Here is a 12,287-nt window from a genome sequence, read left to right as displayed (position 1 = left end):
GCCGCCCGCCCCTCTGTGGAAAACTTCCGGGGCCGTCGGCGGCGTGGGTTACGTTCGAAGGGTGAACGCAACCAGCTTCGAAGGCGCCCCCGACCAGGGCCGGGACGCGGAGGCATCCGCCGCCCCGGGCCGGGTCGTCCTGCTCACCACCAGCCACCGGGTCGCCCCCGGACTGCTGTCCTGGCCCGCGTGGCGGGCGCTGCGCGACGCCGACCGGGTCCTGTGCGCGGACGGCGCGCACCCGCAGCTGCCGTATCTGCGCGAGGCGGGCATAGCCGTCGAGCAGGGCGTTCCGAGCGCCCAGGAGCTGGTCGACGCCTGCGCCGGCGGCCGCACGGTGGTCGTCGTCGCGACCGGCGAGGGCGAGCCGCAGCTCACCGACGGCCTCGCCCGGCTGGCGGGCTCGGGGCGGGTGCGGATGCCGGAGCTCGAGCTGCTCCCCGCCTCCTACGACCTCCCGGGCTCCCGCCTGCTCGACCTCGTGCAGGTCATGGACCGCATCCGGGCCGAGTGCCCCTGGTCCTCGCGGCAGACCCACAAGGGCCTCGCCAAGTACGGCATCGAGGAGGCCTACGAGCTGGTCGAGGCGATCGAGGCGGGCGACCGGGAGGAGCTGCGCGAGGAGCTGGGCGACGTCCTGCTCCAGGTCGTCTTCCACGCCCGGATAGCCGAGGAGGACCCGGACGCCCCCTTCTCCATCGACGACGTGGCGGGCGGCATCGTCGCCAAGCTGATCCACCGCCATCCGCATGTCTTCGGCGACGAGACCGCGACGACGCCGGAGGAGGTCAAGGAGCACTGGCTGCGCACCAAGGCCATCGAGAAGCGGCGCACCTCGGTGACGGAGGGCGTCCCGCTGGGGCAGCCCGGCCTGGCCCTGGCGGCGAAGCTGTCCTCCCGGGTGCGCTCGGCGGGCCTTGTCGTGCCGCTCCCGCAGGGCGAGGGCATCGGCTACGAACTGCTGGCGCTCGCCGTGCACGCGGAGGCGGAAGGGGTGGACCCGGAGGCGGCCCTGCGCGCCGCCGCCCGCGCCTACCGCGACGCCGTACGGGCCGCCGAGGGGCTCGGGCCGGAGACCGCCGAGACGGAGCCGGAGGCCGGGGAGCCGGGCCCGGGGGCGGGGGGTCTCGGCTCGGAGGCGTAGGAGCCGCCGGAGACCTGGGGTCGAGGACCGGCCTGGCAGGGCGGGGCGGCCGTGGATACCGTCGGGGGGTGACCGACCAGCACCAGCCCGCCCGCCCCGCTTGCACCCTCGGGCCCGAACTCTTCACCTGGGAGTTCGCCGCCGACCCCTACCCCGCCTACGCCTGGCTCCGCGAGCACGCGCCCGTGCACCGGACGCGGCTGCCGAGCGGTGTGGAGGCCTGGCTGGTCACCCGTCACGCCGACGCCAAGCAGGCCCTCGCCGACCAGCGGCTCAGCAAGAACCCGGCGCACCACGACGAGCCCGCGCACGCCAAGGGGAAGACCGGCATCCCCGGCGAGCGCAAGGCCGAGCTGATGACGCACCTGCTCAACATCGACCCGCCGGACCACACCCGGCTGCGCCGGCTGGTCTCCAAGGCCTTCACACCCCGCCGCGTCGCCGAGTTCGCGCCCCGGGTGCAGGAGCTGGCCGATCAGCTCATCGACCGGTTCGCGGACCGCGGGTCCGCCGATCTCATCCACGAGTTCGCCTTCCCGCTGCCCATCTACGCGATCTGCGACATGCTCGGCGTCCCCCGTGAGGACCAGGACGACTTCCGGGACTGGGCGGGCATGATGATCCGGCACGGGGGAGGCCCCCGGGGCGGGGTCGCGCGGTCCGTGAAGAAGATGCGCGGCTACCTCGCCGACCTCATCCACCGCAAGCGCGCGGCCCTGCCCGAGATGCCCGGGGCGGGAGAGGACCTCATCTCGGGGCTCATCCGCGCCTCCGACCACGGTGAGCACCTCACCGAGAACGAGGCCGCCGCGATGGCCTTCATCCTGCTCTTCGCCGGGTTCGAGACCACCGTCAACCTCATCGGCAACGGGACGTACGCCCTCCTCACCCACCCCGGGCAGCGCTCCCGCCTCCAGACCTCGCTCGCCCGGGGCGAGAGGGATCTCCTGGAGACCGGCGTCGAGGAACTCCTGCGCTACGACGGCCCGGTCGAGCTGGCCACCTGGCGGTTCGCGACCCGGCCGCTCACCATCGGCGGGCAGGACATCGCCGCCGGCGATCCCGTCCTCGTGGTGCTCGCCGCCGCGGACCGGGATCCGGAGCGGTTCGCCGATCCCGATGTCCTCGACCTCTCCCGCCGTGACAATCAGCACCTCGGCTACGGACACGGCATCCACTACTGCCTCGGTGCCCCCCTCGCCCGCCTGGAGGGCCAGACCGCGCTCGCCACGCTCCTCACCCGTCTCCCGGACCTACGACTCGCGGTGGATTCAGCCGATTTGCGCTGGCGCGGTGGGCTCATTATGCGCGGATTGCGCACACTTCCCGTGGAGTTCACCCCGGTTCGGCGGGAAGATCACCGCGGTACCGGCGGTGCCGTTGTCTGAGGTGGCGAACACGCCGACGGTCACAGAAAGGTGACATTTTCTCAACTCCGTGATCTTCACGTGATCTGCGCTGCATTAACTTGTGACAAGTGATCGAGTGCGGATACCTTCACGCAGCAACGCGGCGGTACGCCACAGCCGCCGCGTTGGTCACTGCTGTCGTGTGAAAGGCAACCGCATGCTCTCCGGGAACGGTCGGCACCGACGCCCCCGCCAGGCTCCGGCTCTCCTCGTCGCCGCAGGGGTCACGGGCTCAGCGATCGCGATCCCACTCCTGGCCGCCACCGGTGCGAGCGCCGCCAGCGGTACGACCTGGGATCGGGTCGCGGAGTGCGAGAGCGGCGGTTCCTGGAGCGCCGACCACGGCAACGGCCACTACGGCGGGCTCCAGTTGACGCAGGAGGACTGGGACAAGTACGGCGGGCTCGACTACGCCCCGAGCCCCGACCAGGCGAGCCGCTCCCAGCAGATCGCCGTCGCCGAGAAGATCCTCGACCACCGGGGCGCCTCCGCCTGGGGGGAGTGCGGCGTGGTCTCCGGGCTGGGCGAGGACTCGGCCGCCGCGGACGTGGACACGGGCGTGGGCGGCCACTCCTCCGGTGGCGGCGCCGTCTTCTTCTCGGACTCCGGGGTCGGCTTCGGGCCGTCCGAATCATCCGACACACCCCAGTCCTCCCAGTCGTCCCAGTCGCCCGGTTCTGCGAGCTCCTCCGGGGCGTCGGACCCTGCCACGTCGTCGTCCTCGTCGTCGCCCTCCTCCTCCGCGTCGCCATCGTCGTCCTCGTCCTCCTCGTCGCCGTCGTCCTCCTCGTCGCCGTCCTCGCCTTCGCTCCCCTCGTCGTCCTCGCCGTCCTCCTCCTCGCCATCCACGCCGACAGGCAACGCGACCGGGGACGGCGACGATTCCGACGGACCCCAGAGCCTCCTCGGTGCGCTCTCGGCCACGACGAAGAGCGACGAGTTGGACAAGGTCGGGCAGAGTGGGGCGTCTTCCGACGCGAGTGCCGGCCGCCACCGCGGTGACAGCGCCGACGAGGCTGGCGCGTACGGCCCCGGCGGCGAGTCGGCCGGCCGGCACGCCTCGCGCGGCTCCGCCACGGGGCGCGAGACTGTCGACGACTCCTACACCGTGCGTCCCGGAGACAGCCTGGCGGGTATCGCCGACTCCCTTGATGTCCATGGCGGATGGGTCGCGCTGTACGACGCGAACAAGAAGACGGTCGGCGCCGATCCCAACCTCATCAGGCCCGGTCAGAGCCTTGCGGTCACCGCCGGGTCGTCCGGGGACGAGTCCTGAACTGCCGCCTGAACGCGGACACTTCACGCCCCGCTTCGCGCTGAATGTCCGGTTTGGCGAGAGTGAGATATGAGTCTCATAAGCCCTGATCGTCTTTGAAATTCGGCGTGACGACTGCTTACGGTCGTGACCGCTCGCCACAGCGGGCCCCGACGGTCGCAACGCCGAATCCTGCCAGCGGTCGTACGGGAACAGTCGACGCGTCAAGCGCCGTAGGCAGGAGCGGGGGACCCAAGGTAAGTGCCGGGCCCGGGAGTTGACCGGGGACGGCTAGGGGTGGAGCCGCGCGCCGGGGAGGCGCGCGGCCGGGCAACTCAACCGGCCCGAACCCGACAGCTCACCTCGCAGGCGTCGGTGAGGGGATCGAACCATGCTGTGTTCCGGTAAGGGCAAGCACCGCCGTCCGTCCAAGGCCGTTCGCGCCATCACGCTCGCCGGTGTCGCCGGCGCCGCCGTCGCCGCTCCGCTGATGGCGGCCGGCAACGCCTCCGCCGCCACCGCCACCCAGTGGGACGCCGTCGCCCAGTGCGAGTCCGGCGGCAACTGGTCCATCAACACGGGCAACGGCTTCTACGGCGGCCTTCAGTTCACCAACTCGACCTGGGCCGGGTACGGCGGCACCGCCTACGCCCCGCGCGCCGACCTGGCCTCCAAGGCCCAGCAGATCGCCGTCGCCGAGAAGGTCCTCGCGGGTCAGGGCAAGGGTGCCTGGCCGGTCTGCGGCACCGGTCTGACCAGCGCCCCCTACAACGGCGCCGGGGCCTCCGCGGGCAGCTCCACCGGTTCCGGCGACTCGGTGAAGAGCGCCACCACCCGCTCGACCGAGCAGCAGACGGCCAACCGTTCCGCGCAGCGCCCGGCCCCCCGGAAGACCGTCACCACCCCGACCGGCAAGAAGGTCGAGAAGGGCGACGGCGAGTACAAGGTGGTCAAGGGCGACACCCTCAGCACGATCGCCGAGAGGCACCATGTCCAGGGCGGCTGGAAGAAGCTGTTCCAGCTCAACAAGGACATCGTCGAGGACGCCAACCTCATCTACCCGGGCCAGCAGTTGCACCTGAAGTGACGGCCGTCCGGCGGCCGTCCCGCGGCGTCCGCCCGGTCGTGACCCCCGCCGTGGGGGTCATCTGAGGGCCGCCCCCGTCCCCACGGGATCCCCGCTCCGGTACGTGTTCCCCCGCGCGTACCGGAGCGGGGCTCTTTGCTTCCGCGTCCCCTTTGCCTCCGCGTCCCTCCTTCGTCACCCCCTCTTTGTTCCGTGATGGAACAATGGGTACCGTCACCCTGTCCACGGGACGGTCGGTCGGCCGGCCGCCGCCCCTGGGCGGTTAGGCTCTAGGCGCAAGGCACACCAGCCCCGCACCAACAGCGTCACATCCACGAAGGAGATGCTCGTGCCGTCCATCGACGTCGTCGTAGCCCGGGAAATCCTGGACTCCCGAGGCAACCCCACGGTCGAGGTCGAGGTCGGCCTCGACGACGGCAGCACGGGTCGTGCCGCCGTTCCGTCCGGCGCCTCCACCGGTGCCTTCGAGGCCATCGAGCTCCGTGACGGCGACCCCAACCGCTACCAGGGCAAGGGTGTCGAGAAGGCCGTCCTCGCGGTCATCGAGCAGATCGGCCCGGAGCTGGTCGGCTACGACGCCACCGAGCAGCGCCTGATCGACCAGGCGATGTTCGACCTGGACGCCACCGACAACAAGGGCTCCCTCGGCGCCAACGCCATCCTCGGCGTCTCCCTCGCCGTGGCCCACGCCGCCTCCGAGGCCAGCGACCTTCCGCTCTTCCGCTACCTGGGCGGCCCCAACGCGCACCTGCTGCCGGTGCCCATGATGAACATCCTGAACGGCGGCTCGCACGCCGACTCCAACGTGGACATCCAGGAGTTCATGATCGCCCCGATCGGCGCGGAGTCCTTCTCCGAGGCCCTGCGCTGGGGCACCGAGGTCTACCACACCCTCAAGAAGGTGCTGAAGGGCAAGGGCCTGTCCACCGGCCTCGGCGACGAGGGCGGCTTCGCCCCGAACCTCGGCTCCAACCGTGAGGCCCTCGACCTCATCCTCGAGGCCGTCAAGCAGGCCGGGTATGTCCCCGGCGAGCAGATCGCCCTCGCGCTCGACGTCGCCGCCTCCGAGTTCTACAAGGACGGCAAGTACCTCTTCGAGGGCAAGGAGCGCTCCGCCGCCGAGATGACGGAGTACTACGAGGAGCTGGTGGCGGCCTACCCGCTCGTCTCCATCGAGGACCCGCTGTTCGAGGACGACTGGGCCGGCTGGAAGGTCATCACCGACAAGCTCGGCGACAAGGTCCAGCTCGTCGGCGACGACCTGTTCGTCACCAACCCCGAGCGCCTCGCCCGTGGCATCGAGGAGGGCGCGGCCAACGCCCTGCTGGTCAAGGTGAACCAGATCGGCTCGCTGACCGAGACCCTGGACGCCGTCGAGCTGGCCCAGCGCAACGGCTTCAAGTGCATGATGTCCCACCGCTCCGGCGAGACCGAGGACGTCACCATCGCCGACCTGGCCGTCGCCACCAACTGCGGCCAGATCAAGACCGGTGCCCCGGCCCGCTCCGAGCGCGTCGCCAAGTACAACCAGCTGCTGCGCATCGAGGAGATCCTCGACGACGCCGCGGTGTACGCCGGCCGCAGCGCGTTCCCGCGCTTCAAGGGCTGAGCACGCACGGCAACGCCTTAGCCAGTCGTCCGTACGTCCCCGTACGCGGTCCCGTACCGTGTGCGGGGACGTACGCACGTGTGAAGGGGAGGCGGAGGACATGGCCGTGAAGGACCGTGACCGGTTCTCCACCGCGACCAGGCTGCGGCTGCTCGGCGAGCAGACGGCGGCCCGGGTCTACCGCTCCCAGACCAGACGGCAGGCCCGCCGTTCGCGGCTCACCGGCCGGGCCGCCCTGCTCGCCCTTGTGCTGTGCTCGCTGATCGTGGCGCTCGCCTACCCGATACGGCAGTACGTCTCCCAGCGTGCCGAGATCGCCGACCTGGAGCGGCAGCGGCAGGAGGCCCGCAACCGGGTCGAGCAACTGCGCGACCTCAAGGCGCGCTGGCAGGACGACGCGTACGCCGAGCAGCAGATCCGGCAGCGGCTGCACTACGTGATGCCGGGCGAGACCGGGTTCATCGTGGTCGACCCGGATCCGGCCAGGCAGTCCCGTGCCCACCGGACGGCCTTCGCGCGCCCCTGGTACGCGGGCGTCTGGGACGGGGTGGACAAGGCCGACGCGTCCGACGAGTGAGCCCGCCAGAGCCCGACAGAGACACACGAGAGACACAAGAGAGACTTCGTACCGCATGGAAACGCCCCCGCCGCCCACCCCGCGCACCGAGCCCACCGACGCGGATGCCGAGGCCATCCAGCAGCAGCTGGGCCGCGCACCGCGCGGGCTGCGCGCGATCGCGCACCGCTGCCCGTGCGGGCAGCCCGACGTCGTGGAGACGGCGCCGCGGCTTCCCGACGGCACCCCCTTCCCGACGACGTACTACCTGACGTGCCCGCGTGCCGCCTCCGCGATCGGCACGCTGGAGGCCAACGGCGTCATGAAGGAGATGACGGAGCGCCTGGCGACCGACCCGGAGCTGGCCGCCGCCTATCGCGCCGCGCACGAGGACTACATCGCCCGCCGCGACGCCATCGAGGTCCTGGAGGGCTTCCCGAGCGCGGGCGGCATGCCGGACCGGGTCAAGTGCCTGCATGTGCTGGTGGCCCACTCGCTGGCCGCCGGGCCGGGCGTCAACCCGCTCGGCGACGAGGCGATCGCGATGCTGCCGGAGTGGTGGCGCAAAGGGTCGTGTGTGACGGCCGCGGGGCCGCCGTCCTGCGACGAGTGGGAGGTGGAGACGACGGACACCGGCTGGTTCGCCGTCCAGCCCGTCCACACCCCCGTCTCCGGGAAGAACCGGCCCGCGCAGGAGCAGCCCCGGCGGGAACAGCCCGTGCGGGAACAGCCCGTGCAGGACCGGTCCGGGGAGAAGGAGCAGGGCCAGTGAGACGCGTCGCCGCCGTCGACTGCGGTACGAACTCCATCCGGCTCCTGGTGGCGGACGCCGACCCGGCCACCGGTGCACTCGTGGAGCTGGACCGTCGCATGACCATCGTCCGGCTCGGGCAGGGCGTGGACCGGACCGGGCGCCTGGCCCCGGAGGCACTCGAGCGCACGTTCGCCGCCTGCCGTGAGTACGCGGAGATCATCAAGGGTTACGGCGCCGAACGGCTGCGCTTTGTCGCCACGTCCGCCTCCCGGGACGCCGAGAACCGGGACGAGTTCGTCCGCGGGGTCCTGGACATCCTCGGCGTCGAGCCCGAGGTCATCTCCGGCGACCAGGAGGCGGAGTTCTCCTTCATGGGCGCGACCAGGGAGCTGGCGGGCCGGGAGGACCTGGCCAGGCCCTATCTGGTGGTGGACATCGGCGGCGGCTCCACGGAGTTCGTCGTCGGCGCCGACCGGGTGGAGGGCGCCCTGTCCGTCGACATCGGCTGCGTCCGTATGACGGAGCGTCACCTCGTACACCACGGTGTCGTCTCGGACCCGCCCACCGAGGAGCAGATCGCCGCCATACGGTCCGACATCGAGGCCGCGCTGGACCTGGTGGAGCGGACCGTGCCGCTGCGCGAGGCGCACACGCTGGTCGGCCTCGCGGGCTCGGTCACCACCGTCTCGGCGATCGCCCAGGACCTCCCCGAGTACGACTCGGCGAGGATCCACCACTCCCGCATCTCCCTGGACCGCGTCCGCGAGATCACCGAGTGGCTCCTCCGGTGCACGCACGCCGAGCGGGCGGCGATCCCCTCCATGCACCCGGGACGCGTGGACGTCATCGGCGCGGGCGCCCTCGTCCTGCTCGCGATCATGGAACGGATCGGCGCCACCGAGGTCGTGGTCAGCGAGCACGACATCCTCGACGGCATCGCGTGGTCGATCGCCTAGGGGGCCCATGGGGGCAGCCCGAGGGCGGCGCATGGCGTTGTCGCCCGGATTCTGACGGGCCGTCGGGAGAGGCGCGGCGGGATTTTTCCTACTCATCGGTAGCCTCTCCTGAGCAGGTTCGATAGCGTATGAGCGCGCCCGAGGGGGCCTGCGGGGTCCCCCGGGGGTGCGCCGCCGAGAAAGTTCGTGAAGTTCTTCACAAGGAAATCGCCCCCGCTGGGCGACGCCATGGGTCCATTGGGCCATTCGGGGGGCCGAACGGCCCTTGCAGGGCTCTCCGGCGAGCGTTACGGGCGTCTGTCACGTTTGTCCGGTCGAGGCTCGGTGAGAGGGTGGTGAAGGCCCGGAGGGGCAGCTCACACGGCCTTGACAACGATCCGCCCTGCCTGGCGGTTCCCGACGATGTCATGATCTCCGTCACGCGAGTCGCGGAGTGTAGCAGATGGCCTACCCAAGCTTGTGAAGGGGCGCACGAGCGACCCCCCAGGGGCGGGTGGATACTCGATGGCATGAGCACCACGGAGCGTCCCAGGATCCTCGTAGTAGGCGGTGGGTACGTAGGCCTGTACGCAGCTCGACGCATCCTGAAGAAGATGCGCTACGGCGAGGCGACCGTCACGGTCGTCGACCCGCGCTCGTACATGACCTACCAGCCCTTCCTCCCCGAAGCCGCCGCCGGCAGCATCTCCCCCCGGCATGTCGTCGTCCCGCTGCGACGCGTCCTGCCCAAGGCGGAGGTCCTCACCGGTCGGGTCACCACCATCGACCAGGACCGCAAGGTCGCCACCATCGCCCCGCTGGTCGGCGAGGCGTACGAGCTGCCCTTCGACTACCTGGTCATCGCGCTCGGCGCCGTCTCCCGCACCTTCCCGATCCCCGGCCTCGCCGAGCAGGGCATCGGCATGAAGGGCATCGAGGAGGCCATCGGCCTGCGCAACCACGTCCTCGAGCAGCTCGACAAGGCCGACTCCACGACCGACGAGCAAATCCGCCGCAAGGCGCTCACCTTCGTCTTCATCGGCGGTGGCTTCGCCGGCGCGGAGACCATCGGCGAGGTCGAGGACATGGCCCGGGACGCGGCCAAGTACTACAAGAACGTGTCCCGTGAGGACATGCGCTTCATCCTCGTCGACGCCGCCGACAAGATCCTCCCCGAGGTCGGTCCCAAGCTCGGCCAGTACGGCAAGGAGCACCTCGAGGGCCGCGGTGTCGAGGTCTACCTCTCCACCTCCATGGAGTCCTGCGTCGACGGCCACGTGGTGCTCAAGAACGGCCTCGAGGTCGACTCCAACACCATCGTGTGGACGGCCGGCGTCAAGCCGAACCCGGCGCTCGCCCGCTTCGGCCTCCCGCTCGGTCCGCGCGGTCACGTGGACACCGCCGCCACTCTCCAGGTCCAGGGCACCGACTACATCTGGGCCGCGGGTGACAACGCCCAGGTGCCCGACCTCGTCGGCCGCAAGGCGGGCAACGAGAACGCCTGGTGCCCGCCGAACGCACAGCACGCGCTGCGTCAGGCCAAGGTCCTCGGCGACAACGTGGTCTCCGGCATGCGGGGCTTCCCGCAGAAGGAGTACAGCCACGCCAACAAGGGCGCGGTCGCGGGCCTCGGTCTGCACAAGGGCGTCGCGATGATCGTCATGGGCAAGACGAAGATCAAGCTCAAGGGCCGTCTCGCCTGGTACATGCACCGTGGCTACCACGGTCTGGCGATGCCGACCTGGAACCGCAAGATCCGGATCTTCGCCGACTGGACGCTCGGCATGTTCCTCAGGCGCGAGGTCGTCTCGCTCGGCGCGATCGAGTCTCCGCGCGAGGAGTTCTACGAGGCCGCCAAGCCCGCGCCGGTCGCCGCGGCGAAGACCGAGGAGAGGGCCAAGGCCTCCTGACCCCGAGGTCACCGATCCAGCCGAAGGGCCTCCCGCCATCCGTGGTGCGGGAGGCCCTTCGGCGTTCGGCGTGCTTTCGGTGCCTGACCTCGCAAAGCGGCGCCCACCGGCCTCGTACACGGGCATTTTGCCCAGCCGTAACGCCATCGGGGGACTGCGGCCCGGCCCCGCAGGTGTTTACGTGGTGTTGGACATCCCGGAACCCTTCCCCGGCTGCCCCGTGCGGTTCTCCGTCCGGTGGGAGCGGGGGATACCCCCATCGGAGGTGTGCACCATGGCCGACGCCGCGCCGCGGCTGAAGAGCCTCGTCGAACAGTTGCTGGGAGTACCGCTCCCGGTGCGCATCCGTGCCTGGGACGGTTCGGAAGCCGGCCCCCCGGCCGCTCCCGCCCTCGTCGTACGCAACCGCCGTGCCCTGCGCCGCCTGCTGTGGAAGCCGGGGGAGTTGGGGCTCGCCCGTGCCTGGGTCGCCGGGGACCTCACCATCGACGGCGATCTCTACACCGCCCTGGACCTGATGGCCGGCCTCGTCTGGGAGCGCGGTGACGACGCCCGCACCCTCCTCCAGGCGGCCCGCGACCCCGCCGTGCGCGCCGCCGTCCGCGGTCTCGCCCGGCTGGCCGGGCCCTTCCCGCCGCCCCCACCGCCCCGTGAGGAGATCCGCAGAGCCCGCGGCCACCTCCACACGCGGCGCAGTGACAAACGCGCCATCAGCCACCACTACGACGTCGGGAACGACTTCTACGAGATCGTCCTCGGCCCGTCCATGGTCTACTCCTGCGCCTACTGGGAGGCGTCCGAGGCCACCCTGGAGGACGCTCAGCGCGACAAGCTCGAACTCGTCTGCCGCAAGCTCGGCCTGAAGCCCGGTCAGCGTCTCCTGGACGTCGGCTGCGGCTGGGGCTCGATGGCGATCCACGCCGCCCGCGAGCACGGGGTGAGCGTCGTCGGCGTCACCCTCTCCCAGGAGCAGGCCACCTACGCCCGCAAGCGGATCGCCGAGGAGGGCCTCGCCGACCGCGTCGAGATCCGGGTGCAGGACTACCGGGACGTCGTCGACGGCCCCTATGACGCGATCTCCTCCATCGGCATGGCCGAGCACGTCGGCGCCGCACGGTATCTGGAGTACGCCCGCGATCTGTACGGCCTGCTGAAGCCCGGCGGACGGCTGCTCAACCACCAGATCGCGCGGCGCCCCCAGCAGGACGAGTCCGCGTACTCCGTCGACGCGTTCATCGACGCCTATGTCTTCCCGGACGGCGAACTCGCCCCCGTCGGCACCACGGTGACCCAGTTGGAGCGCGCCGGATTCGAGGTCCGCGACACGGAGTCGCTCCGCGAGCACTACGCCCTCACCCTGCGCGCCTGGGTCGCCAACCTGGAGGCGCAGTGGGGCCGTGCGCAGTCCCTCGCCGGCCCCGGCCGCGCCCGTGTGTGGCGGCTGTACATGGCCGCCTCCGCCCTCGCCTTCGAACGCAACCGCATCGGCGTCAACCAGGTCCTCGCCGTGCGGACGCCGGAAGCGGGAGCGTCCGGGCTGCCGCTGCGCACCCGCACCTGGCACGTCTGACCCCGGTACGGACAAGCCCGTGCGAAGCGGGTGACGCTACGACGAAGGGGCCCCGTTC

10 protein-coding genes and 1 riboswitch are annotated in these 12,287 nt (G+C 71.1%); all 10 genes read left to right on the top strand.

The window, feature by feature from the left end; translation table 11 throughout:
* Window positions 1-61: 61 nt before the first annotated feature.
* The 10 genes from ACIP94_RS17395 (at window position 62) to ACIP94_RS17350 (ending at window position 12,229) form a co-directional block, all read left to right on the top strand.
* Window positions 62-1,144 (top strand): nucleoside triphosphate pyrophosphohydrolase, encoded by a 1,083-nt coding sequence (locus tag ACIP94_RS17395; protein WP_402425863.1) that lies wholly within the window; start codon window positions 62-64, stop codon window positions 1,142-1,144.
* Window positions 1,145-1,212: 68 nt separating this feature from the next.
* Entirely contained in the window at window positions 1,213-2,532 is a 1,320-nt protein-coding gene (locus tag ACIP94_RS17390; protein ID WP_402425861.1) for a cytochrome P450, read from the top strand.
* A gap of 178 nt (window positions 2,533-2,710) precedes the next feature.
* Window positions 2,711-3,829 (top strand): transglycosylase family protein, encoded by a 1,119-nt coding sequence (locus ACIP94_RS17385; protein ID WP_402425859.1) that lies wholly within the window; start codon window positions 2,711-2,713, stop codon window positions 3,827-3,829.
* 198 nt (window positions 3,830-4,027) lie between these two features.
* Window positions 4,028-4,195: riboswitch (cyclic di-AMP (ydaO/yuaA leader) on the top strand.
* 4 nt (window positions 4,196-4,199) lie between these two features.
* The gene (locus tag ACIP94_RS17380; RefSeq protein ID WP_402425857.1) at window positions 4,200-4,895 is read left to right on the top strand and encodes a transglycosylase family protein; all 696 of its coding nucleotides are present in this window, start codon (window positions 4,200-4,202) and stop codon (window positions 4,893-4,895) included.
* A 322-nt stretch (window positions 4,896-5,217) separates the two neighbouring features.
* Window positions 5,218-6,504: a phosphopyruvate hydratase gene (eno, locus tag ACIP94_RS17375; protein WP_234511722.1), complete on the top strand. Its 1,287-nt coding sequence runs from the start codon at window positions 5,218-5,220 to the stop codon at window positions 6,502-6,504.
* Between the two features lie 100 nt (window positions 6,505-6,604).
* Window positions 6,605-7,081, top strand: coding sequence for a septum formation initiator family protein (locus tag ACIP94_RS17370; RefSeq protein WP_402425855.1), 477 nt, complete (start codon window positions 6,605-6,607; stop codon window positions 7,079-7,081).
* A 55-nt stretch (window positions 7,082-7,136) separates the two neighbouring features.
* Window positions 7,137-7,832 carry a DUF501 domain-containing protein gene (locus ACIP94_RS17365; protein WP_402425853.1) on the top strand — a complete coding sequence of 232 codons (696 nt, stop codon included), beginning with the start codon at window positions 7,137-7,139 and terminating at the stop codon, window positions 7,830-7,832.
* Entirely contained in the window at window positions 7,829-8,770 is a 942-nt protein-coding gene (locus tag ACIP94_RS17360; protein WP_402425851.1) for an exopolyphosphatase, read from the top strand. Before ACIP94_RS17365 ends, ACIP94_RS17360 begins: the two co-directional genes overlap by 4 nt.
* Before the next feature lie 509 nt (window positions 8,771-9,279).
* Window positions 9,280-10,659, top strand: a complete 1,380-nt coding sequence (locus tag ACIP94_RS17355; RefSeq protein WP_402425849.1) for an NAD(P)/FAD-dependent oxidoreductase — start codon at window positions 9,280-9,282, stop codon at window positions 10,657-10,659.
* A gap of 274 nt (window positions 10,660-10,933) precedes the next feature.
* Window positions 10,934-12,229: a class I SAM-dependent methyltransferase gene (locus ACIP94_RS17350; RefSeq protein WP_402425847.1), complete on the top strand. Its 1,296-nt coding sequence runs from the start codon at window positions 10,934-10,936 to the stop codon at window positions 12,227-12,229.
* Window positions 12,230-12,287: the final 58 nt, after the last annotated feature.

The sequence above is a fragment of the Streptomyces sp. NPDC093261 genome, assembly GCF_044753645.1.
In the GTDB taxonomy this organism is placed as follows: Bacteria; Actinomycetota; Actinomycetes; order Streptomycetales; family Streptomycetaceae; genus Streptomyces.
The sequence above is the reverse complement of the archived record's forward strand: the minus strand, read 5'-3'. Positions and strand labels throughout refer to the sequence as shown.